The organism is Gemmatimonadaceae bacterium, from assembly GCA_040882285.1.
GTDB lineage: Bacteria > Gemmatimonadota > Gemmatimonadetes > Gemmatimonadales > Gemmatimonadaceae > JACDCY01.
Genome location: JBBEBQ010000003.1, coordinates 1 through 21,498, shown reverse-complemented (window position 1 = coordinate 21,498; position 21,498 = coordinate 1). Strand labels below are relative to the sequence as shown.

21 protein-coding genes are annotated in these 21,498 nt (G+C 68.2%); 6 read left to right on the top strand and 15 right to left on the bottom strand.

Annotation, left to right across the window (positions count from 1 at the left end):
- Positions 1-136: 136 nt before the first annotated feature.
- The 3 genes from WEA80_00360 to WEA80_00350 form a co-directional block, all read right to left on the bottom strand.
- The gene (locus tag WEA80_00360) at positions 137-340 is read right to left on the bottom strand and encodes a hypothetical protein (GenBank protein ID MEX1185025.1); all 204 of its coding nucleotides are present in this window, start codon (positions 338-340) and stop codon (positions 137-139) included.
- Positions 341-545: 205 nt separating this feature from the next.
- Positions 546-1,154, bottom strand: coding sequence for a PAS domain S-box protein (locus tag WEA80_00355; GenBank protein ID MEX1185024.1), 609 nt, complete (start codon positions 1,152-1,154; stop codon positions 546-548).
- Between the two features lie 91 nt (positions 1,155-1,245).
- Complete coding sequence (locus WEA80_00350; protein MEX1185023.1) at positions 1,246-1,842, bottom strand: hypothetical protein; 597 nt, start codon at positions 1,840-1,842, stop codon at positions 1,246-1,248.
- A 139-nt stretch (positions 1,843-1,981) separates the two neighbouring features.
- Here WEA80_00350 and acs point away from each other — a divergent pair, with 139 nt between their 5' ends.
- Both acs and WEA80_00340 read left to right on the top strand, forming a co-directional pair.
- On the top strand, positions 1,982-3,949 hold the full coding sequence (gene acs / locus WEA80_00345; protein ID MEX1185022.1) for an acetate--CoA ligase: 1,968 nt from the start codon (positions 1,982-1,984) through the stop codon (positions 3,947-3,949).
- A 121-nt stretch (positions 3,950-4,070) separates the two neighbouring features.
- Positions 4,071-4,445, top strand: a complete 375-nt coding sequence (locus tag WEA80_00340; protein ID MEX1185021.1) for a hypothetical protein — start codon at positions 4,071-4,073, stop codon at positions 4,443-4,445.
- Positions 4,446-4,555: 110 nt separating this feature from the next.
- Here WEA80_00340 and WEA80_00335 read toward each other — a convergent pair whose 3' ends face one another.
- Positions 4,556-5,008, bottom strand: coding sequence for a vitamin K epoxide reductase family protein (locus tag WEA80_00335; protein MEX1185020.1), 453 nt, complete (start codon positions 5,006-5,008; stop codon positions 4,556-4,558).
- Positions 5,005-5,766 (bottom strand): thioredoxin domain-containing protein, encoded by a 762-nt coding sequence (locus WEA80_00330; protein MEX1185019.1) that lies wholly within the window; start codon positions 5,764-5,766, stop codon positions 5,005-5,007. Before WEA80_00330 ends, WEA80_00335 begins: the two co-directional genes overlap by 4 nt.
- A 71-nt stretch (positions 5,767-5,837) precedes the next feature.
- Between WEA80_00330 and WEA80_00325 the strand changes: the two genes are divergently transcribed.
- Together WEA80_00325 and WEA80_00320 are read left to right on the top strand one after the other, a co-directional pair.
- Positions 5,838-6,680, top strand: a complete 843-nt coding sequence (locus WEA80_00325; GenBank protein ID MEX1185018.1) for an alpha/beta hydrolase — start codon at positions 5,838-5,840, stop codon at positions 6,678-6,680.
- A gap of 237 nt (positions 6,681-6,917) precedes the next feature.
- Positions 6,918-7,121, top strand: coding sequence for a hypothetical protein (locus tag WEA80_00320; protein ID MEX1185017.1), 204 nt, complete (start codon positions 6,918-6,920; stop codon positions 7,119-7,121).
- A gap of 68 nt (positions 7,122-7,189) precedes the next feature.
- Here WEA80_00320 and WEA80_00315 read toward each other — a convergent pair whose 3' ends face one another.
- Positions 7,190-7,654 (bottom strand): hypothetical protein, encoded by a 465-nt coding sequence (locus tag WEA80_00315; GenBank protein ID MEX1185016.1) that lies wholly within the window; start codon positions 7,652-7,654, stop codon positions 7,190-7,192.
- Positions 7,655-7,680: 26 nt separating this feature from the next.
- Positions 7,681-8,253, bottom strand: coding sequence for a CDP-alcohol phosphatidyltransferase family protein (locus WEA80_00310; protein ID MEX1185015.1), 573 nt, complete (start codon positions 8,251-8,253; stop codon positions 7,681-7,683).
- 64 nt (positions 8,254-8,317) lie between these two features.
- Here WEA80_00310 and WEA80_00305 point away from each other — a divergent pair, with 64 nt between their 5' ends.
- Positions 8,318-9,853: a hypothetical protein gene (locus tag WEA80_00305; GenBank protein MEX1185014.1), complete on the top strand. Its 1,536-nt coding sequence runs from the start codon at positions 8,318-8,320 to the stop codon at positions 9,851-9,853.
- Here the strand turns inward: WEA80_00305 and WEA80_00300 are convergent.
- The 8 genes from WEA80_00300 to WEA80_00265 form a co-directional block, all read right to left on the bottom strand.
- Entirely contained in the window at positions 9,850-12,438 is a 2,589-nt protein-coding gene (locus WEA80_00300) for a pitrilysin family protein (GenBank protein MEX1185013.1), read from the bottom strand. The genes WEA80_00305 and WEA80_00300 overlap by 4 nt on opposite strands.
- Positions 12,435-13,157, bottom strand: a complete 723-nt coding sequence (locus WEA80_00295) for a hypothetical protein (protein MEX1185012.1) — start codon at positions 13,155-13,157, stop codon at positions 12,435-12,437. The genes WEA80_00300 and WEA80_00295 overlap by 4 nt, the downstream gene beginning before the upstream one ends.
- Positions 13,154-14,068, bottom strand: a complete 915-nt coding sequence (locus tag WEA80_00290; protein MEX1185011.1) for an ABC transporter ATP-binding protein — start codon at positions 14,066-14,068, stop codon at positions 13,154-13,156. The genes WEA80_00295 and WEA80_00290 overlap by 4 nt, the downstream gene beginning before the upstream one ends.
- A gap of 195 nt (positions 14,069-14,263) precedes the next feature.
- Positions 14,264-15,286 (bottom strand): tetratricopeptide repeat protein, encoded by a 1,023-nt coding sequence (locus WEA80_00285; protein MEX1185010.1) that lies wholly within the window; start codon positions 15,284-15,286, stop codon positions 14,264-14,266.
- Entirely contained in the window at positions 15,283-16,392 is a 1,110-nt protein-coding gene (locus WEA80_00280; GenBank protein ID MEX1185009.1) for a tetratricopeptide repeat protein, read from the bottom strand. Before WEA80_00280 ends, WEA80_00285 begins: the two co-directional genes overlap by 4 nt.
- 63 nt (positions 16,393-16,455) lie before the next feature.
- Positions 16,456-17,343 carry a pseudouridine-5'-phosphate glycosidase gene (locus WEA80_00275; GenBank protein MEX1185008.1) on the bottom strand — a complete coding sequence of 296 codons (888 nt, stop codon included), beginning with the start codon at positions 17,341-17,343 and terminating at the stop codon, positions 16,456-16,458.
- A gap of 35 nt (positions 17,344-17,378) precedes the next feature.
- Positions 17,379-18,575 carry an aminotransferase class V-fold PLP-dependent enzyme gene (locus WEA80_00270; GenBank protein ID MEX1185007.1) on the bottom strand — a complete coding sequence of 399 codons (1,197 nt, stop codon included), beginning with the start codon at positions 18,573-18,575 and terminating at the stop codon, positions 17,379-17,381.
- Positions 18,572-20,263 carry a M28 family peptidase gene (locus WEA80_00265; protein ID MEX1185006.1) on the bottom strand — a complete coding sequence of 564 codons (1,692 nt, stop codon included), beginning with the start codon at positions 20,261-20,263 and terminating at the stop codon, positions 18,572-18,574. Before WEA80_00265 ends, WEA80_00270 begins: the two co-directional genes overlap by 4 nt.
- A gap of 83 nt (positions 20,264-20,346) precedes the next feature.
- Here WEA80_00265 and WEA80_00260 point away from each other — a divergent pair, with 83 nt between their 5' ends.
- Positions 20,347-21,459, top strand: coding sequence for a patatin-like phospholipase family protein (locus WEA80_00260; protein ID MEX1185005.1), 1,113 nt, complete (start codon positions 20,347-20,349; stop codon positions 21,457-21,459).
- Positions 21,460-21,498 lie beyond the last annotated feature (39 nt).

Genomic DNA, 21,498 nt, shown 5'->3' with positions numbered 1-21,498 from the left:
TCGGCAGTGGCCGGTCCGCGTCGCGACCTACGACGTGCCTATGTGGCCCTCGGCTGTCGCGGCTCTCATTGCCGGCTCGTTGGCGAGCTGGGCGCTTCGCGCCGGCCCACGGCGAATCCCCTGACCCGGGGCCGTCTTACTTGCGTATCAGCCGCGGGTGCGTGAACCCGTCGGGCCAATGAACCCGGTGGAGCCAGCGTGAGGGGTGCGGCGGGTGATCGTGCACCGTCCGATACGTCGCCCATGCGACCATTGCCGCATCGAACGCGATCGCTGCGAGCAACATCCCGATCGGGATCGCGAGTCCCACGAGCGGAATGACAATAAGCGCGGCTTCCATATAGCACCTCCGCCATATCCGGTCGAAGCGGCCGGCCTTGCATTGGAGTGAAACCGCTTCGCGTCGCAAAAACCATCAGGAAAACCTGCAATTCATCCCTGGTAATTCGCCGACATAGACGATCGGGAATCCGAGCCTTTGCGCAGGTTTCTCTGGCTTGCCGCACCCCTTTCGAGCCGCTGCGCGACCGCAGCGCGGCGCCCGGCTAGTCTACGTCGTGCGCCGGCTCGGCGTGCGCCGCCATGCAGCTCGGGCAGATGCCGTGGCTGAACCGCGTCCCCGTGTGCTGCGAGATGTAGCTCTCGACGGTGTGCCAGTAGTTCTCGTCGTCGCGGATCTTCCTGCAATACGAGCAGATCGGCAGGATCTCGCGCAGCGTCCGCACTTCCTCCAGCGCAGTCTGAAGCTCCCGCACCAGCTGTTCGCGCTCCTCCGCGGCCCGCTTGTTCCCGGTGATGTCGCGCGCCACCGAGTAGATCCCCTGCCTGGCCGAATCGGGCGCGGCGTTCCAGCGGAGCCAGCGGAACGAGCCATCCTTGCAGAGATAGCGGTTCTCGAACGACAACGCCTGTCCCCCGGCTCTGACAGCCGCGTTCTGGCGCAGCGTCCGCTCGCGGTCGTCGGGATGGACGAACTCGATGAACGGCCGCGACATCAGCTCCTCGCGGGTAAAGCTCAGCGTCTTCTCCCACGCAGGGTTGAGCCGTTTGAAATAGCCGTCGAAGCCCAACAGGCAGAGCATGTCGATCGCGACGTCGAAGAAGGCGTCCTCGAGCCGGCGCGGCTCCGGTGTGTCGGCTTCGGGCGCCGTCACGCCGTCACGGCGTCCGGGACGTCCGGGGCGGCCGGGGCGGCCGGGGCGTCCGGGGCGTCCGGGATGTCGCGGGGTGAGCGGCGGGTGATGATCACGACCCCCACGGAGCGGGTGGCGCGGGAACCGCGCGCGTCAAATCGAACTGCACGCGGAACCGGCGGTCGGTCCCCACCCGAATCAGCTCGTACACGAACCGATCCGGCTCGATCTCCATCGTCCAGACGTTGGTTGCGTAGACCGGATTGAGCGAGATCGTGTGCGCGTCCGCCGGAAAGCTCTGGCTGGTAGCGGTCCCTGGCCCGCGCGTGTCGCCGCCGTACTGCGTGATCGCGTCCGGAGCTCCGTCCTCGTGCCGGTGGTCGTGCTTGAGGCGGATCCCCGTCGCGGTACGGGTCAGCACCCAGGTCCGCGACCGGTCGTCGCCCACATGGAACGGAATGCGAATCTCGTTCGCGCTGCACTCGCGCACGTGCATGACCAGACGCTTCCCCGCCATGGCCGTGTCTCCCGCGGAGCCGGTGGAGAGCGCCACCCGCCCCTCGTATGCCCGGCCGCAATGGGCGCGGGCGGACGTCCAGAAGGTCCGCTGCTCCGGGGCCAGCGTGCCGGCCGACTGTGGAAACGTGGCGCAGCCCGCAATCAGCGCGGCGGCGGCCGCTGCGGCGAGTGCGCGTACGGTTGAGTTCATCATTTCGTCCGGTTGGGGAACACCGCGGGCTCTACCAGTCGGCTGCGCGCGGCGGCACTATTGCGGTGAATTGCAGCCCTTGAAAGCTAGCTGCTAGCTGCTGGCTTTACTTCGGTCGAATCATCCCTCCAGCATCTCAATGAGCCACGACGACATCGACGTCCTGTTGCAGGAGCACCGGAAGTTCCCGCCCCCCGCGGAGTTCCGGGAGAACGCGCACGTGCGCACGCTCGACATCTACGACCGCGCGACCGCGGACTACGAGGCGTTCTGGGCCGAGCAGGCGGCGACGCTGCAGTGGTCGAAGCCCTGGAAAAAAGTCCTCGACTGGAAGCCGCCGTACGCCAAGTGGTTCGTCGGCGGCAGGCTCAACGTCTCGGTCAATTGCGTGGACCGGCATCTCAATGGGCCACGACGCAACAAAGCGGCGCTGATCTGGGAAGGCGAGCCGGGCGAGCGGCGCACGCTGACCTACTGGGACATGTATTGCGAGGTCACCAAGTTCGCGAACGTCCTCCGCGGGCTGGGCGTGGGCAAGGGTGATCGGGTAGCGATCTACCTGCCGATGATACCGGAAGTCATCATCTCGATGCTGGCCTGCACCCGGATCGGGGCCATTCACTCGGTGGTTTTCGGCGGCTTCTCCCCCGAATCTCTGAGCGACCGGATCAAAGACTCCAAATGCAAGCTGCTGGTGACGGCCGACGGCGGCTACCGGCGCGGGCAGGTCGTCCCGCTCAAGCGCAACGCCGACAAGGCGCTGGAGGAGACGCCGTCGATCAAGAACGTGGTGGTCGTCCGCCGCACGTCGGCCGGACACGAAGACGACACGTTCGCCGAGATGCAGGACGGGCGCGACCATTGGTGGCACCAACTGGTCGACGACGCTGCGATCGGCTGCGAGCCGGAAGAGATGGATGCCGAAGACGTGCTGTACATCCTGTACACGTCGGGGACGACCGGCAAGCCGAAGGGGATCGTGCACACGACCGGCGGATACCTCACCGGCGTGGCATACACGACGAAGATGGTGTTCGACCTCAAGGACGAGGACGTGTTCTGGTGCACCGCGGACGTCGGCTGGGTTACCGGCCATTCCTACGTGGCTTACGGGCCGCTCGCGAATGGCGTGACCTGCCTCATGTACGAGGGAGCGCCGGACTGGCCGGAAAAGGACCGCTTCTGGGACATGTGCGCGCGCCACGGAGTCACGGTCCTATACACGGCGCCGACGGCGATCCGGGCATTCATGAAGTGGGGGGACGAGTATCCCGCCAAGCACGACCTGTCGCGGCTCCGCCTGCTCGGCACGGTCGGCGAGCCGATCAATCCCGAAGCGTGGATGTGGTACCAGGAGCACATCGGCGGCAACCGCTGCCCCATCGTCGACACGTGGTGGCAGACGGAGACAGGCTCGATCGTGATCTCGCCGCTGCCGGGCGTGACCGACACCAAGCCCGGGAGTGCTACCAAACCGTTGCCGGGCTTCTTCGCGGAGCTGCTCGATTCCACGGCGCAGAGAATCCCCGTGGGCGGTGGCCTGCTGGCGCTCACCAAGCCCTGGCCCGCGATGCTCCGAACGATCTGGGGCGACGATGACCGGTACGTGCAGACGTATTTCACGAAGTGGGATGGGCGGCCGGATCTCTACTTCCCGGGCGACGGCGCCAAGCGCGACGACGAGGGCTATTTCTGGATCCTCGGCCGCGTGGACGACGTGTTGAACGTCGCCGGCCATCGCATCGGCACCATGGAAGTCGAGTCGGCTCTGGTCGAGCACCCCTCCGTGGCCGAAGCCGCGGTCGTGGGCAAGACGCACGAGCTCAAGGGGCAGGCGATCGCCGCGTTCGTGACGCTGCGCGAGGGGTTCACGCAGAACCCCGCGCTCCGCGACGAGTTGCGCGATTTCGTGGCGCAGAAGATCGGCGCGATCGCGCGCCCCGACGACATCCTGTTCTCCGCCGATCTCCCCAAGACGCGCTCGGGCAAGATCATGCGGCGGCTCCTGCGCGACATCGCCGAGGGGCGGGCGCTGGGCGATACGACAACGCTGGCGGACCCGAACGTGGTGGCGGCCCTGAAGGTTCAGTACGAGGATAAAGAGTGACTAGTAACTGCCCTTAGCCCTTGCTGTTCGGCTCTTACTAGTCACTAGTCACCAGTCACTAGTCACCATTTTCTGGCACGACTGCTGCTTAGATTGACTCCACCTCAACAACGCCCGCTCCATGCTAAGTCGCCTGTTTCCTGAATCCATATTCTCGCGCAAGCTGAATCCGAACGCCGAGCGCCGGCTCAAGCTGTCGCAGGCGCGCGCGGAGGAGACGATCATCCGCGGGCACGTGGACAACGCGCTGATGTTCGTGGACACGCTGGCCGAGGACCTCTCGTTCGACCGCGCGATTGACACGTACGTGCGCGTGATGGGGATCCCGGAGCCGCTGGCGAGCACGGTCGCCACGAGGGCGCTGGTGCAGCTGGGCCGCGACCTGGTTCCGTTCAGGCGCCGCGCGCGCGAAGAGGGGCAGGAGGATCAGGAGACCAAGCCGCGACTGCGGCTGGACGACGCGGCGGCGAGGAAGAAGACAGTCCAACGGGCGTAGGGCTGTCGTTGGGGAGGGCTCTGTAGCTCCTGGAATGTTGCGGGGGAATCCAGGCCGTGAGCAGCGAGCTATTAGCAATCAGCCATCAGCAACTGCTCACAGCTCAAAGCTCACGGCCTGGATTCCCCCGTAGCATTCCTGGAATCACCGCGTGCCAAATAATCCCAGACGCTAACAGCGAAAATCGCCAGCACGATCACAGCCGACACGACGCACCACTGGCAGATCGCGCGGATAACGAACAGCTCCAGGTACGTCAGCCAGGCGGAGAACAGCACTCCGAACCCAGACAGCAGCACCAGCGCCAGCGACAGCCGCCGGGAACCGGCAAAACGCGCCTGCAGCCCCGCCAGCGCAACCGCGAACGTCACCACGTAGAACCCGACGCCCCACGCCGCCACCGGCGCGCCCAGGAACACCGCCCACGGGCTCGAGTTCACCGTCTCGCACGAACCGACGCGGCAGGACAGCTCGCCGATCGCGCCCAGCTTGTACAGCGTCAGGTACAGCGCGACGAAGATCCCGGCGAGCGCCAGCGCCGCCACGACCTCGCGGCGACTCACCTGCTGGTGTCGCTCCCCGCCGCACCCGCGGCCGCGCGCGCGGAATCCACGGCAGCCTTGACCTCATCGTACGTCATCGGGCCGGTGTACATCTTCCCGCCGATGAAGAACGTCGGCGTCGAGTTGACGCCTCTGCGGCCGGCTTCGGCGGCGTTCGCGTCGATCCGCGCCTGGTGCCGGCGAGAGTCGTAGCATTCCACCCACGCTCTCAGGTCCAGGCCCGCGGCCTGTGCGGCGGCGCGCAGCGAACCCTTGGGGTTCTTCGTGGCGTACGTGCTCCATTCGTGCTGCCGGGCGTATATCTGGTCGTGCATCGCCCAGAACCTGCCCTGGTCGTCGGCGCACGCGGCGGCGTTCGACGCCGGCTGGCTGTTGATGTGCTGTGGCAGCGGCAAATCGAAGTAGGTAAGATTCGCCAATCCGGTCTCGATGATTCTCGTGCGGACGTCGGGCTCCGTTATCGTCGCGAACCGCGCGCACGAGGGACACTCGAAATCCGCGAACTCGACGATCTGCACCGGGGCCGCGGAATCACCAAGCAGGTACCCGCGGGCCGTTCCGCTGCCGGGCGTAACCGGTACCGGCGCGTCGGCCACGGTAGTGGATGGGCCGGACCTCAGGGCGGCGTAGGCGAGCCCACCGACTCCGGCCGCCGTGATGGCGCCGAGAATCAGGTAGAAGCCGAGTGGCCGACTTGATGCGTTGCGAGCGGTGCGAACGGAGCTCTTCCGCCCGGAAGGTGCCTTCTTTTGGGCCATTTTGCTGTCTCGAGACGACGGGATGAACGGGATGAACGGGAAAGGTAAGTCCATGAACGCCATTTACGGCTATGCAAGCTGACAGCATCCGGGTCCCGGTCGGTCCGGGAGCGATCCACGTGGAGCGGTACGGCCACGGCGGCACCGGCATAATTCTGCTGCACGGGTTCGGCACGTCGGGCTTCCTCTGGCGCAACGTCGCGCCGGTGCTGGCCGAAGCGGGCCATACTGCCTACGCGGTGGATCTGTTCGGCTACGGCGAATCGGATCGCTCGTTCGACGCGGACTTCGGCATCGCCGCGCAGGCCGAGTATCTCGACGCGGCCATGACCGCGCTCCGCGTCGCCAGGGGCGTGATCGTCGGCGTCGACCTCGGCGGCGTCATCGCGCTGCGGCTGGCGGTCACCCGCCCGGAGCGCGTCCAGCGGCTGGTGTTGATCAACACGCCGGCTTTCGACGAGCTCCCGCCCAAGGACATCACGTCCATGCAGCGGAGCACCGCGAAGTTCGCCGTGCGGGTCACTCGCGGAGTTCTCGGCGCGGCGCCGCTGCTGCGGAGCGTGCTCGAGGGCGGGGTGGCCGATCCGGCCAAGATGCCGATGAAGCTCGTCGCGCGATACCTGGCCTCGTTCGCCGGCCAGAACGGGGTGCAGCATCTGCTCGCGCTCGCGAGCTCGGTCCGGCGGGAGGATTTCGAGGACCTCGATCTGAGCGGCATTCACGCGCCGACTCTCGTCGTCTGGGGAGATCAGGACAAGTGGCTCGATCCGAAGCTGCCCGACCGGCTGGTGAACGCGATCCCGGACAGCAGGCTGAGCCGCGTGCACGGAGTCGCGCGGCTGGTCCCCGAGGAGAGTCCGGAGCAACTGTGCGAGCTGCTGCTGAGCTTCATCCGCTCGCGGGATCAGACGTGATCCCGCGAGCGGCAGCAGATTGCGCGGCGGGACGCGTTGTAGTCCAAACCCTTAGCGATCTCGCGGTGTCGAACGTAGTGAAACCATGGAGCACTCGACGGGGTAATTACAAGCAGCCGGTGTTATCTTTACAGTCGGATCACACACTCATGACAATCAGGAATGGCGAGAAAGACCTCTAACAGACCTAAAACGTTCTCGGCTGGGCCCAGCGTATTCGAGCGGGCGCGCGATGAGATGTTTCAGCAGATAATGCAGTGCGGCGTCGTGCAGGCCGAAGCGCGACACCAGGAAGAGTGGTTCGACGATACGATGGCGTACTTCGAGGACCGGTATCACGAGCTCGACGCCGTCGAGCTGACGGAGCTGCGGATTCTTGGCGAGCGGTTCGCCCGTCCCGCCAAGGGCAACGTGGCACAGGAGTCGGCGAGCGCGGCCTGAAAAAGCTCGCGCTGCCGTTCGAAACGCCCCGCCCTAGAGCGGGGCGTTCTTGTTATCTGGGGCGCGTGTCACCGTCGCCGCTCGAGAGCCCGGCGCAGGATCACTCCCACCCGGACCCCGCCGCCGACGCCGAGCTCGAACGCGGGCGCTATCTCGCGGCGGGCCGGCCCCTCCACGCCTGCCAGGAGCAGGAGATAGTTGCGCGAGCCGTCCCCGAACCGCGCCGAAACGCCGCCCGCGCCGTACGGGGCCCAGCGCCGCTCCCTGAACGGATCGAGCGTGAACCGCGCGATCAGATCGCCGCGTCCGGTCACGCCGCCGGCGCCGGGTCCGATGCCGCCGACCACGCCGAACCGGACATATGTGCCGAGGGGGGCCGTCACGCCGAGCCCCGCATGAACCGCCCAGGCGGCGCCCGTCATCACGTCGAGCCGGGCCTCGGGCTGGAGCCGCGGAGCGTTCTGCGCGCCCGCCTGAACCCAGGCGAGCAGCGTCGCCACGAGCGCACCGAGAGCCGCTCTCCAAAAGATCAACGTCCTGGCTTCGGCTGGAGGAGGAGCTACCGCGGAGGAACGGTGGTGTCGGCGGCGGCCTGGCGCTCGGCGCTCGCGGCCTTGGCCCGATGCCACAGAGCCAGCGTGTAATCCACGATCGACGCCGCGGAGAATGCCCCGATGGCCAGCACGAGCAGGTCGACCGGCGCGCGCCAGAGCAGCACCACCACTAGCAGCGTCAGCTGCAGCACGGTGACCGTCTTGCCCAGCATCCGCGCCTGGAACACGGCGGGCCGCAGCCATGGGACGACCCTTGCAACGAGGAAGCCGATCGCGGTCGCGAAATCGCGCGACAGCACAATGAAATACTCGGGAGTGGTGATCTTGCCGTCGAACAGGTACACCGACAGCGCTGTGAGCACGAACGCGCGGTCCGCGATGGGATCGATGAGCGCTCCCATCGAGGTCGACGTGTGCTGCCGCCGCGCGAGCCACCCGTCGAGAAAATCCGTGAAGCCGGCCGCGGCGATCAGCGCGATCCTGGTCGCGTCGTCGTCGAGCGCGATGAACGCCGCCGCGAGCACGAGCCGCGAGAGGGAAACGATGTTCGGCAGATTCATCGGCACGGCGCCAGGCATCCCTCGAAGCTACGCAGCCCGTGAATTGCTTGCCAGCCGTGTCGACGTCATCTAGCCTTCTCACGTGATTCCCCACCCATCGCTGATGGTCCCGCTGTACGTCATCCTGTCGGTGATGATGTTCGCGTGGAACGTCGTCGTCGCCGGCAGGATAGCCCAGCTCCGGCGGGCCCCCCGCAACTTCGCCACGCTCTCGGCGCTGTGCGGGCTGCTGCTCGCGCCCGCTCTGCTGATCGCGTTCGCCGCTTCGTCGATTCTGTACGGAAGGGCGATGCAGCCGCTGTTGTGGGTGTGGCCGCTGGTCGCGGTGATGTTCCTGCTGCAGGTGATATATGCCCTGAGCAAGCGCCTGGTGACCCCGATGTTCGGCGTCCCGATCCTGTTGTACAACACCGTCATCGCCGCGGTGGCAGTGAGCAAGTTCGTGGTCTCCCGCGGCGCCGAGCCCCCCGAGTTCGTGCACGGGCTCGCGGCGGCGCAGACCAGCGCGGCCGGAATCGTCTTCGGTACCGCGGCGCTCTGGCGCACCGCGTACGCGCAGGTTCCGCTGCTGGCTCCCGCGCTCCCGGCGCACTGGCGCACCACCGGATTCGCGCGGGCGGTGCTCGCGCTGATCGCGATGGCCATGACCGCGGTGGTGCTCGTGGAAGTCCCCGACGGCCTGGCCGCGGTGCGCAGCTATCCGCGGTACGAGAGTCAGCGGCTGCAGGAGCGGCCCGCGGGCGATTTCGCGCTCGGGCTCAAGATCTTCCCGGACCTGGGTGGGCCGGTCTCCCGCCTGGCGCTCCGCAACGACACCGCGCTCGCGCACCAGCTCGAAGTCGACGTCGTCAGCGTCGTCCTCACTCCCGAGGCGATCGAAGGACCGACGCTCGACTCGCTTTCGCGCGCGCTGGCCGGACTGCGCGCGGACACCGTGCTTCTCGTCGTCTCTCTGGGATATTCGCCCAAGGCCAACGGCCGGCTCGGAGAGTCCGTCACCGCGTTCAACCAGACGCGCCTGCGCCACCTGGATCAGATCATCCGGCGGCTGCGCCCCGACATTCTGCTGCCGGCCGTCGAGCCGTACGGCGAGGGAGCCCGCGCCCTCGGCACGCAGCCCGTGCAATTCTGGGTCGATTACCTGACGCGCGCGGCGCAGCTCGGACAGCGCCTGCGTCCGGCGATGAGGGTCGGGGTCGCCGCGTCGAACTACGGCGTCCGCGACAGCGTGCTGTACTCCTGGGCCGCGCGCCCCGGATCGCCGATGGACGTCGTCGGCTTCACGCTGCTTCCCGGCTTCGACGGGGCGACGACGCTCGACACGCGCACGCGGATCGCGCAGCGCTGGCTGTTGCAGAATCCGGAGCGGCAGAAGCCGCACTGGGTATTCAACGCGGGCGGGTTTCCCGCAGTGCACGGCGAGAAAAGTCAGGAGCTGGCGATCTGGGGCGCACTCGCCTGGGCGACGACGCAGACCGCGATCAAGGGCCTGATCGTCGGCGAGGCCGGGGATTACAACTCGGAGCGCGGACTGCGAGCCCCCAACGGACGACTGCGTCCGGCCGTGGCGATGCTCACCCGGGCTCGCGCGGGTCTGCGCGAAGCCGCCGCCCCTTAACGGCCCCGCACCACTCCTTCCGCCCGCCTCGCGGGATCGAAGCACGCCGCGGCCAGCCGCCGTACCTGCTTGCGCGTGACCGAGCGGATCTTTCCCTCGAACTCCGCGGGCTCGGCCAGCCGCCCGAACAGCCAGGCCTCGATCATCTCGGACAGCAGCGCGGCGTTGCTCTCCCGGCGGATGACATGCGTCCCCACCGCGTATTCCTTCGCGCGCTCGAGCTCCTCCTCGGTGACCAGCTCCTCCCGCAGCCGCTGGAACTCGCGCAGCAGCCCTTCCCGCGCTCTTTCCTCCTTCTCCGGCGCCGTGGCGATGTAGCCGACGAAGGTGCCGGCAAGCGCGCGCTCGATCACGTGCACGCCCACCGTGTACGCCAGCGACTGGCGCTCGCGCAGCTCGTCGAAGAACCGTCCGCCAAGACCGCTGGCCATCAGTGAGATGAGCCGTGCGGTGAACCGGTCGTCGTCGCGGCGCGACGGCGCGGGAAACGCCATCGCCAGCGCCGTCTGCGCCTTGTCGCGGTCTTCCGCGGAGAGCCGGACCGCGTCGGGCCACACGGGGCGCACGAGCTGTGCGCGCTCGTCGTACTCGATCTTCCCGAACACGCCGGCCGCGGCCTCCGCCGCGCGCCGCGGCTCCACGTCGCCCACGATGCCGACGACGACGCGCCCGCGCGCCACCGATCGCGCGTGCCGCTCGCGCAGATCGCGCGCGCTGGCCGCGTGCAGCGATTGCTCCGTCCCCAGCGTGGACCGGGCATACGGATGCGCGCCGTACGCGGCCGCGCCCGCGAGATGGATGGGGTACGAGTACATGTCGTCGCGGAACGAAGCCAGATCCGAGAGAGTTATCGAGCGCTCGGTCTCCAGCGCGTCCTGGCTCAGCGCGGGATTCTCGATCACGTCGGCGAGCAGCGCCGCCGCGGCTTCGAGCCGGCTTGCCGGCACCGAGATGCTCCAGCCGAGCGTCTCCGCGGTTACGCTGGTCGCCATGCTCCCGCCGAGGAGCTCGGCTTCGGCGGCCAGCTCGTCGGCGGTCCGGGTGGCCGTCCCCTTCAGCGCTGTGCGCGCGAGCAGCAGCGCCAGACCGGAACGGTCCTCGGTGTCGTAGGCCGCGCCGGCGGCGCTGACCACCGCGAGGTGAGCCATCGGCACTGACGACCGTTGCCGCACGAGAATGGGGAGCCCGCGCCCGGTCCGGAATACGTGCACCCCGTGCTCGACGCCAGCCTCCTCTACCGGCCGCGTGTGGACAGCCGGCGCCGCGCGCGGAGATTCGTGCCGCAGCCCGGCGTCGCCCCCCTGCAGCAGCGCGTTGAGCTCCGCGGCTCCCGCGGCGACCGCCGGCGCCGACTCGGGACGATAGATCATTACGCCGCAGCGGTCGTTCCCGAGAAATCGCGCGGCGGCGTCCGCAACGTCGCGCTCGTCCGCGCGCAGAAAGCGCGCGTAATAGTCTTCGCCCAGCCGCCAGCCGCCCTGCGCTTCCCACTCCGCCAGATAATGCGCCTGCCCTTCCATCGTCTCGAGGTGGCGGATCCAGCGGCTCTCGAACAGCCGCCGCGCGCGGTCGATCTCCGCGCGCGCGATGTCGCCGTGTCGCAGGGAGTCCACCTGCGCTCGTATTCCGCGCGCGGCGTCCGCGGTTTTCTCCGGCTCGGTCTCGGCGTGGATGACGAATACGCCCACGTCGGTCGGCGTGTAGTTGCTCGCCGAGACGGAAGACGCGAGCTGCCGCTCCCGGACCGCGCGGTACAGCCGCGACGAGCGTCCCGCGGAGAGCAGCATCGCGCCGAGATCGAGCGCCGGCGTGACGGGATCGTCCAGCGGCGCGGTGCGCCAGCCGAGCGCGAGCTGCGTCTGCGCGACGTCGCCCGAGAGCTCGCGGTAGCGGAAAGCCGGCGTGCCCGTCTCCGGCGGCCCGCGGTCGCGCGCGACGTCGCCGGCGGGCATGTCGCCGTATGCCCGCTCGACTTCCGCGAGAGCGGCAGCCGTGTCCACTCCGCCGGCGATCGCCAGGATCGTGTTCGACGGGCGGTAGTAGGCGCGGTAGAACGCGAGCATTCGCTCGCGCGTCAGGCCGCGGAGCACATCCTCCCGTCCGATGCGCCAGCGCCGCATCCGGTGCGTGTCGTGCAGCAGCGCGTAGAGGTTCTCGGTCACGACCGCCGCGGGGTTGTCCTCCTTGCGCTTGGCTTCCTGGATGATCACCTCGAGCTCGCGCGCGAGCTCGGTCTCGTCGATCAGCGCGTTGCGGTACGCGTCGGACTGGATTGCGATTCCCCTGGCGAGCGAGGCCGCCGGCAGGACGGTGTAGTAGCTCGTGTGGTCGTAGATCGTGTGAGCGTTGAGGTAGCCGCCGCTCGCCTTCGTCTGCCGCGCGATCTCGCCCACTCCGCGCGTCGGAGTGCCCTTGAAGAACATGTGCTCGAGCACGTGCGAGATTCCGACGGAATCGTCGGGCTCGTCGAAGTATCCCGCCTTGACGTAGGTGACTATCGCGACGACTTCCGAATCGGGGTCTGCCTTCACCAGCACCGTGAGGCCGTTGCCAAGCACGGCGCGTGTCACCCCGGCGGGAATCACTCTGCTATCGCCTTCCTGTGGAGTACGACGAGCCCGGCGAGGAAAAAGATCACGCCGTAACCCACGAGCCAGGCGGTCCCGGCAATGTCTATCTCCGTGCCCGCGAACAGCGCGCCCTGGAGCTTGCCGATCTGGTGGGTGGGCGGCAGCACCCAGCGCGCGACCTCGTACCATGCTTTGTCGGCCGCGAGGGTGCGCGACAGCGCGCTCGCGCCCCAGAGGAGCACGAGCATCGCCCAGTCGAAGCGCGTGATGGTCGAGAAGAAGAAGATCGTCCCGCCGAGAGCGAGAAAAGTCGCGACAACCATTATGAGCGGCACCATGGGCGAAGCCCACCCCACCAGAATCCAGAACGCCGACAGCAGGATCAGCGTGGCGAGCAGCAACCCGGTGAGCGTCACGAAAAACTGGAGCGCGTAATACGCCGGCATCCGCACGGGCTTGGAGAACAGGAACCGGTAGTAGCCCCCGATCCTGTCGTTCGCGACGATCCCGCTCGCCGCGATGACCACGAGGATCGATACCTGCTGCGCGACGGCGATTTCGAGCAGCTTGCCGGCGACCAGCTCGGGGGCCATCTGCTCGCGGAGCGCGATGTATCCGGGCCACAGCACGGACAGTCCCATCAGCCCGCCCACGAACAGCAGAGCGACTCCGCGGTCGAGCGCGAAGTCCCACAGCTGCCACGGCACGTACGAGGCGACCTGGCGCCGGTTCATGCGCTCTCTCCCACCGCTTCGCGGAACTGCTGCTCGAGCACGGACCTGGTTGGAACCACCGCCGCAACGACCCCGCCGGCCAGCATCAGCTCGCCGAGGCGGCGGTTGAGAGCCACGACGTCGGACACGACCACCTCGTACTCGCCGCGACCCACGGCCGCGGCCTCGGGGAATACCCGCATAAAATGCTCGGCGCCCGAGGCCAGCGAGATCCGGTAGGTGAGCGCGCCCACGGACTGCTGGTCCAGCGAGCTCGTGCCGACCACGCGCTGGAGCCTGCCGTGATCGATGATCGCCACGCGGTCGGCGAGGCGCTGCAGCTCGTCGAGGTTGTGCGACGCGATGAGCATCGTGCGGTTGGGATCGCGCAGCCCGCCGACTATGTCGCGAAAGCGCTGCGTCCACACCGGGTCGAGACCGTGGGTCGGCTCGTCCAGGATGAGCAGCTCCTCGTCGCGCAGCAGCGCCTGCGCCAAGCCGAGCCGCTGCAGGTTTCCCTTGGAGAGCGCCTTCACGCTCTTGCGCCGGTGCTCGCCGAGTCCGAGGGTCGTTATCACCTTCTCGACCGATTCGGAGATCCGCTCGCGGGGGATGTCGGCGAGGATCGCGTAGCGGGTGAGCGCCGCGTCCGCGCGCCACCGCTTGTTGATCGTCACCAGCTCCGAGAGGTAGCCGATCCCGTGCTTCTCTATGTACGACCGCGGCTGCATCCCGTTGACGCGCACGCGGCCGTCCGACGGATGCAGGAACCCGAGCAGGACGCCGATGAGCGTGCTCTTGCCGGCGCCGTTGGGGCCCGCTATCCCGAAGACTTCTCCGCGCGGGATCTCGAGCGAAAAGCCGTCCACGGCGCGAACGCTCCGGCTGGTGAGAGACCGGTACGTTTTTCCGACGTTGTGGAACTCAATCATGGGGCGACCGGGCTCCAGGATGTTGCAGGGAATCCAAGTTAGGAGTGTGGCAGTCGGGAGTGATGAGTTCGGAGTAGCAAACGAGGACACTCCTCACTGATGACTCCGCACTGCCACACTCCAAACTTGGATTCCCCTTCCGCGCGCTCGGGGTCGGCAACGCGGGAGACCGCCGCGCTCAGGCAGATACGGTCGTTATCTGGCGCACGCCGACCACGACCCCGTCCCCGCCTGGCCGATGAACCTCAGTCCCAGGTCACGGTTCCCCAGCCGGATGAGCGAGCATCCGAGAAATCCCTTCGCTGCCGAGTCGGCGGGGTTGAGCTCAATCGCGCGCACGAAGAACCTCCGCGCGAGATCGTAGTTGCCCTGCGAGAGCAGCAGCATTCCCATCTCTCGCTGCGCGACGCTCCACGCCGGGTCGAGCCGGATGGCCGTCTCGATCTCGCGCCGCGCCGCCGCGAGATCGCCTTCTTCCCGGGCTATCCGCGCGAGAAACACGTGCGGTGTGGCCAGCTCGGGATTCTCCCGCGCGATCCGGGTGAACTCTCCGCGCGCCGCCTCGCGCCTGCCATCCGCCATCATGCGGACCGCCTTATCCATGTCGTCGCCGCGATTCTGCATCGCGTAGTAGGCCGCCACGCCGGCGAACGCGAGCGCCACGACCGCGATGGCGATCCAGCCCCACGTGGGGAGGCCGGCCGCGCGCTCGCGCATGAGCGGCCGAAGCCCCGGAGCCGGAGGCACGATCGCCGGCTCCTGCGGCGCGGCGGCAGCGCGCTGCGCCGAGCTGTATCCCGTGGCGGCGGCCGGTGCGCCGGCCATCGCGGACGCGGCGCCCGCGGTAGCCGCGTCGCGGCCGGGTACGCCCGTGGCGGTGTCGAGCTGCGCGAACGCGTCCTTGGCGGCCGCCACGTCCGCCGGCGTGGGCTTGTAGCTCACGTTGTCGCACCGCTCGCGCGCGGCGAGGAACTCGAGCAGCGCGTGCGCCTGCGTCAGGGTGATCATCTCCCGCTGTCGGACTTCGCGCACCAGCGCCTGACCGCTCAGCGCCGATCCGCCGAACATCCGGCGCAGGACCGTCTCCAATCCGCTCCAGATCTCGATCAGGTCGGCCGCGAGATCTTCCGAGCTGCGGGGAGTGTCGATCCTGGTCACTACGGGCCGGATGTCCGCCAGCGCGGAGTCCGCGCCGCCGCCGCCGTAGCCGGCCGTCATCTTACGATCCGGACAAGCCCTGCGTGCGCGATCGCACGGACGAAGCTCTCAGCGTCCGACGTGGACACCGTCTTCCCGGTCAGCGTAAAAGCGCGGCGTGCCTCGGTTGCCATGTATTCCTCGATCGTTCTGGTGCGCGCCGTCGGGCTCGCCCGGTGCATCTGGTCGACGATCTCGTCCCAAGTCCCTTCGAGCTGACGGCGCTCGTCGAGCGCGATCGTGTGCAATTCCGGTTCCTCGCGGCCGGCCAGCGACGTCAGCAGCGCGCCGAACAGCTCCAGCTGGCCGCGCGCCTGCTCCTGGTCCGACTCGACGACCTTGGCCTCGATCTCCGCCAGCATCTCGTCTATGTCGTCCGGCTCGCCGGCGAGATCCTTCAGCCGGTCCTGCCACGGCTTCAGCTCGGCGTCGTTGTCGCGCAGCCGATACACGGTCTTCTTGAGCTCGATGATCCGCCAGATGCCGAGCTCGTCCCAGTGGTCGTCGGGCGACGACCGGTCGAGATGATACAACGCGGCCTCGTAATCGCCGCGGTCGTACAGAATGTTGCCGAGATAGATGCGGGCCTCGCTGTGGTCGCTGTCGAGCTGGAGCGCGCGACGCAGCGTCGTGACCGCGCCGTCGTTGTCGCCGAGCCGGTGCTGCGCGTAGCCCACGCATGCCACGGCTTCGGCGGACTCGGGCGCCTGCTCCACCGCGACCTCGAAGAACTGCTTGGCGTCCTCGATCAGGCCTTCGCGAAACAGCGCGCGTCCCACCTGGAGCATCAGCTCGAGATCGTCGCTGTATCCCAGCTCGAGTATGCGCCGGAAGGACCGGAGCGCCGCTGCCTGCTGCCCGAACTTGAGCAGCGTCTCGCCGAAGCCGGCAAGCGCGTCCTCGTGCTCCGAGTCGAGGATGAGAGCTTCCTCGAAGCTGCGGCGGGCCCACGCGAACTCCTCCCGCGCGTGAAAAGCGTATCCCAGACCGATGTGCAGCTCGACGGAATTCGGGTACACGTCGAGCCCTTCGCGTAAAGTCTCTACTGCGTCGTCGTACCTCCCTTCGTTGTAGAACTGATGCGCACGCTCGTCGTACTCTTCAGAACTAAGGAAAGGGGTAGCCATTTTGGTGCATTCCTCCGGCGCGAGAGAACCTTTTGAAATTGTACCACTTGTGCGCTCGTTAGTTCAACGGTTTTTTTTCGGGGCGGCGAGCGCTACGGCGATGCGCGCGGCCAGATCGGCGTTGCTCTCGAGCAGCGCGAGGTTCGTCGCCACCGACCTTCCGCCCGTCGCGCGCTCCACTGAAGCGAGCAGCGCGGGGGTCGCTTCCCTTCCCGCGATGCCCGCGCTCTTCAGCTCGCGCAGTGCCGCCGCCACCGCGGCCCCGATCTCGTCCGGCGCGAGCCGGCTGCTCTCGGGCGGCGGATTCCCGACCAGCACGGCGCTCGTCATGCCCAGCGCGAGATGCCGCTCGAACAGCCGCGCTACCTCTTCCGGCGAATCCACGCGCCACGCCACCGGAATCGCCGCGCCCGCGGTGTAGAACTCCGGCAGCCGGTCCGTGCCGAACCCGACGACAGGGACGCTCAACGTCTCGAGCCGCTCGCTGGTCGCGCGGAGATCGAGGATTGCCTTGGCGCCGGCACAGACGCAGACGACCGGATTCCGCGACAGCTCGATCAGGTCCGAGGATTCGTCGAAGGGCGCGTCGCGATGCACGCCGCCGATTCCGCCGGTGGCGAAAACCCGAATGCCCGCGCGAGCAGCGAGCACCAGACTCGCGCTCACCGTCGTCGCGCCGTCGGCGCCGAGCGTGGCCGCGGCCGCGAGATCGCGCGCCGCGACCTTCACGATTCCGTCCCGCGCCAGGAAGCGCTCGAGATCCGCGTCCTCGAGGCCTACGACCAGTTCGCCGCTCGCCACCGCGGTGATCGCCGGCACGGCGCCGTGACGCGCGATCGCGCCGAGCATCCTGTCGCACGCTTCACGGTTGGCGGGCTCCGGCAGCCCCTGCGCGAAGACCGAGCTCTCCAGCGCGACGACCGGCTTGCCGGCGGCGAGCGCGTCGGCCACACTGGCGGAGACGCGGAGCGCTTCGCCCGCCTGTCTCAGGTTACGACCGGCGTGGACCCGGCGAACTTCTTCCAGCTCCCCGTCGCGAGCGACGCGTCGATGGCCTCGAAGACCGTGTCCAGCTCGGCATCCTCGGTAAAGAAGTGTGGCGCGATCCGAATCCCCGCGCCCACGCGGTAGTCGATCAGAATGTCCTGCGATACCAGGTCCCGCGCCACGAATTCCGCGCTCGGCAGGTCGACTGCGACGGTGCCGCCGCGCCGCGCCGCGTCCCGCGGCGCGCGCACCCGGTAGCCACGCTCGTCCGCGAGCTCGATCAGCCTCGCCGTCTGCCGCATGCTCTTGCGCCTTATGGCATCCACCCCCGCGCGCCGCACGATCTTCGGACCCTCGGCGCCGGCGTACAGCGCGGGGATCACGGGAGTGCCGTTGAGCCAGCGGAACGCGCCGGTCGTGAACCGCATCGCCGGCTCAAAGCTGAACGGCTCCTCGTGTGCCTGCCAGCCGGTGAGCGCCGGCGACAACCGGTCCCTGATCGCGGGCGAGACGTACAGGAAGCACGCGCCCGGTCCGCCGCACAGCCATTTCAGGACGCCGCCGGTGAGAAAATCCACGCCGAGCGCCTTGACGTCCACCGGCAGAATGCCCACGGAGTGGAACGCGTCGAGCGCCACGAGCGCGCCCATCTCGTGCGCGCGGCGGCATATCCGCTCCGCGTCCATCACAAATGCCGACCTGAACAGGACGTGCGACACCGCCACGAGCCGCGTGCGCTCGTCGATGGCCGCGAGCACGCGCTCGGTGTCGATCGCGATCCCGTCGTCGGAGGGAACGCTGACGACCTCTGCCCCGAGCCGGCGCGCCATCTCGTGCGCGGCGTATCGGACCGAAGGAAAATCGAGCCCCGTCATGACTATCCGGTTGCGCTCCGGCGGGAAATCGAGCGCGGAAAAAACCACGGACTGGGCGATGGTCACGTTGGGCAGCATCACCACTTCGTTTTCGCCCGCGCCGATCAGCGGCGCGATTACGTTCCCCACGGTGACCGGCATCTCCCACCAGCCGAAGTTCCATGCCTTCACGCCGTGATCGCCCCAGGCCGCGGCGTATTCCGCGAGCTTCGCCGGCACGCTGCGCGGCATCGGTCCCAGGGAGTTCGAGACCAGGTACGTGGTGCGCTCCAGAATCGGGAATTCGCTCCGGAGAGCGAGCAGCGGGTCCTGCGCGGTCACTCCCCTCCCGGCCGCAGCGCGCGGAACTCGGCGTCCTGATTCCACGTCGGGACGACCGGCGAATCGGCGAGCCAGCTCCCGAACCGGTATGCGATGCCCGCGAGCTGCGCCGCGCCCGTCAGATCGAAATCGGGCCGGTACTCGTCGGACGGCTGGTGATACCTGTGCGCGGTGTAGTCCTCGTTCTGCTCGACCCCCCACCCCTCGGGCCGTCCGACGAACTGCACGCCGGCGCCGATCGACGCCGAAGGCACGCCGACCTTGGCGAAGGAGAAATGGTCCGAGCGGTAGAAGTAGCCGCGCTCGGGGTGCGTATCCGGCTCGATGGTGACGGTGTCGGCCCGCACGAGCTCGGCCAGCATCGAGCCGAGCGAGCTCTTCGTGTCGCCGAGCACGCGCAGCGTCCGCGCTCTGCCGAGGAGATTTCCGCCGTCCACGTTGAGGTTGGCGATGATCCTGTCGATCGGCACGGTCGGATGCGCGGCGTAATACTCGGACCCGAGCAATCCGGACTCCTCCGCGTCCACGAACACGAAAAGCTGGGATCGCATGACGCGCGGCGAATTTGCGGCCGAATTCGCCACGCCGAGGATCACCGCGACGCCGGACGCGTTGTCGGACGCGCCGTTGTAGATCGAGTCGCCGTTCACGGGCGGGCCGATGCCGAGATGATCGAAGTGGGCGGTGTACGCGACGTACTCGCCGCGCTTCACTGGATCCGTGCCGGGGACTACCCCCACGACGTTCACCGCCTGCAACCGCTCGACGGTGTTGGGGAACGACATCGACACGTTGATGCCGGTCGAAACCGGGCGGAAATCGCGCGATTCCGCCGAGCGCGTCAACTGCCCGAGATCGACGCCCGCCTGCGAGAGCAGCGCGGTCGCCGCGCTGTCGGTGATCCAGCCGCGCACTCCGATCGGCGCGGGGCCGGTCGCGGGGCGCGGCAGCATCCGCTGCTCCTTTGCCCACGATCCGACGACCGTGTGCCAGGGGTAGCCGGCGCGCTCGGTGGTGTGCACGATGAGCATTCCCGCGGCGCCGCGCCGCTCGGCCTCCTCGAACTTGTACGTCCATCGGCCGTAGTACGTCATCGCGCGCCCGCCGAACAGATTCGGCTCGGCCGCCGTCTCGGGCGGGTCATTCACCAGCACGAGGAGGATCTTGCCGCGGACGTCAACGTCCTTGAAGTCGTCCCAGCGGAACTCGGGGGCAGTGGTGCCATACCCGACGAAAATCAGCTCTCCCGATGCTTCGCTCCGCGGCGCGGCGGAGCCGGCCCACACGACGACGTCCTCCGGGTAGCGCAGGCGCGCGCTCGCGCGGCCGCCCGCCACGACGAAAAGCTTCGACCGGTCCGCGCCTACCACCTCGATCGGGAACTCCTGGAAGTACGAGCCGTTCACGCCGGGCTCGACGCCGAACAGGCGCAGCTGCGACGCGATGTACTCCGCGGCGAGCCTGCCGCCGCGCGTGGCCGGCGCCCTTCCCTCAAGCAGATCGGAAGCGAGGAAGCGTATGTGCGCGTCTATCTCGCGGGGTTGCACGAGGTGCCCGCGCTGCTGCGCCGGAGCCGCGGCCACCACCGCGGGCTCCACGCGGCTCTGGTCGGTCGACGGCGGAACGGTGGCGCAGCCGGCGCCGGCGAGGATCACGGCGAGCGGCAGCATCGAATGGATTCTGGACATGGCGGCTGTGGAGGGTCGAAGGTTTTGCAACCAATATATGGTTGGACGATGCCGGCCATCACTCCACTGATTACGCTTGCACAATGACCGCACTGCTCCCGGAACGGATCGCGCTGGTACTCGGCGGAGGCGGCCTCAAGGGGTTCGCGCATATCGGCGTGCTGCGCGCGCTCGAGGAGCGCGGAGTCGTGCCCAGCCTCCTGGCTGGCACGAGCATCGGCGCGCTCATCGCCGCCGCCGCCGCGGGCGGGACGAGCGTCGGCACGATGGAGGAGCGCGCGCTCGCCGTGCGGCGGCGCGACGTTTTCCGCCTGAACCGGCTGGGGATGGTCCGCGACAGGCAGCGAGCGGTTTCGATCTACCTCGAGGCGCCGCTCCGCGAGCTGTGCGAAGCGGTGGCGCCCGCGGCGTCGTTCGACGAGCTCGACATACCGGTGCTGGTCAACACGGTCGACCTCGAGCAGGCCGCGCAGGTGGTGTGGGGTCTGCCCGGACTGCGCGACGTTCACGTGCCCGACGCGGTGTACGCGTCCTGCGCGCTCCCCGGGTTCTTTCCTCCGGGCATCGTTGCCGGGCGAGTCTGCGCCGACGGCGGAATCATCGACAACCTCCCCGTCACCATCGCGGCCCAGGGGATGGACGCGGTGATAGCGGTGGACGTCGGCAGCGCCGAGATCATCCGCCGCGAGGACATCCTCACGCACGGCTTCGGCTCGATCTACATGCGCGCGGCCTCGTCCATGATGCACGCGCTGCAGCTCGTCCCGCTTATGCACTGGGCGGGCCCGCCGATGCTCCTCATCCGGCCCAAGGTCTCCCACATCGGCTGGTTCAGCTTCTCCCGCACCTCGGAGCTGATCTCCGCCGGGTACGACGCGGCGAGCGAGGCGCTCGATTTCTACGACAGCGCCTTCGAGCAGGAGAGCGGCGTGTATCCGCGCCGCGACATGCGCATAGAGGTGGACAAGGCCAAGTGCATCGGCTGCGGGCTGTGCGCCGCGCTGGCGCCGGACCTCATGGGCATGGGCACCGACGGCAAGGCATTCTCCCGCGAGCGCGTGGTGAGCTGGTCCCCCGCGGACGGCGACTTCGTGCACCACTGCCCGACGTTCGCGATAGCAGCCGAGCGCGTGGGCGCGGAGCCGGCGACCGCGTTGGAAGGGACGCAAGCCAATGAAACAGTGACTAGTGACTAGTGACTAGTGACTAGTGACTAGTGACTAGTGACTAGTGAC

What these genes read in the sequence shown, in the direction of transcription:
- WEA80_00295 (MEX1185012.1), bottom strand. Translation starts at nt 13,157, where the DNA reads ATGAACCGGCGCCAGGTCGCCTCGTACGTGCCGTGGCAGCTGTGGGAC.
- WEA80_00285 (MEX1185010.1), bottom strand. Translation starts at nt 15,286, where the DNA reads ATGACGGCCGGCTACGGCGGCGGCGGCGCGGACTCCGCGCTGGCGGAC.
- WEA80_00265 (MEX1185006.1), bottom strand. Translation starts at nt 20,263, where the DNA reads ATGTCCAGAATCCATTCGATGCTGCCGCTCGCCGTGATCCTCGCCGGC.
- acs (MEX1185022.1), top strand. Translation starts at nt 1,982, where the DNA reads ATGAGCCACGACGACATCGACGTCCTGTTGCAGGAGCACCGGAAGTTC.
- WEA80_00280 (MEX1185009.1), bottom strand. Translation starts at nt 16,392, where the DNA reads ATGGCTACCCCTTTCCTTAGTTCTGAAGAGTACGACGAGCGTGCGCAT.
- WEA80_00260 (MEX1185005.1), top strand. Translation starts at nt 20,347, where the DNA reads ATGACCGCACTGCTCCCGGAACGGATCGCGCTGGTACTCGGCGGAGGC.
- WEA80_00310 (MEX1185015.1), bottom strand. Translation starts at nt 8,253, where the DNA reads ATGCCTGGCGCCGTGCCGATGAATCTGCCGAACATCGTTTCCCTCTCG.
- WEA80_00320 (MEX1185017.1), top strand. Translation starts at nt 6,918, where the DNA reads ATGTTTCAGCAGATAATGCAGTGCGGCGTCGTGCAGGCCGAAGCGCGA.
- WEA80_00290 (MEX1185011.1), bottom strand. Translation starts at nt 14,068, where the DNA reads ATGATTGAGTTCCACAACGTCGGAAAAACGTACCGGTCTCTCACCAGC.
- WEA80_00350 (MEX1185023.1), bottom strand. Translation starts at nt 1,842, where the DNA reads ATGAACTCAACCGTACGCGCACTCGCCGCAGCGGCCGCCGCCGCGCTG.
- WEA80_00330 (MEX1185019.1), bottom strand. Translation starts at nt 5,766, where the DNA reads ATGGCCCAAAAGAAGGCACCTTCCGGGCGGAAGAGCTCCGTTCGCACC.
- WEA80_00360 (MEX1185025.1), bottom strand. Translation starts at nt 340, where the DNA reads ATGGAAGCCGCGCTTATTGTCATTCCGCTCGTGGGACTCGCGATCCCG.
- WEA80_00325 (MEX1185018.1), top strand. Translation starts at nt 5,838, where the DNA reads ATGCAAGCTGACAGCATCCGGGTCCCGGTCGGTCCGGGAGCGATCCAC.
- WEA80_00340 (MEX1185021.1), top strand. Translation starts at nt 4,071, where the DNA reads ATGCTAAGTCGCCTGTTTCCTGAATCCATATTCTCGCGCAAGCTGAAT.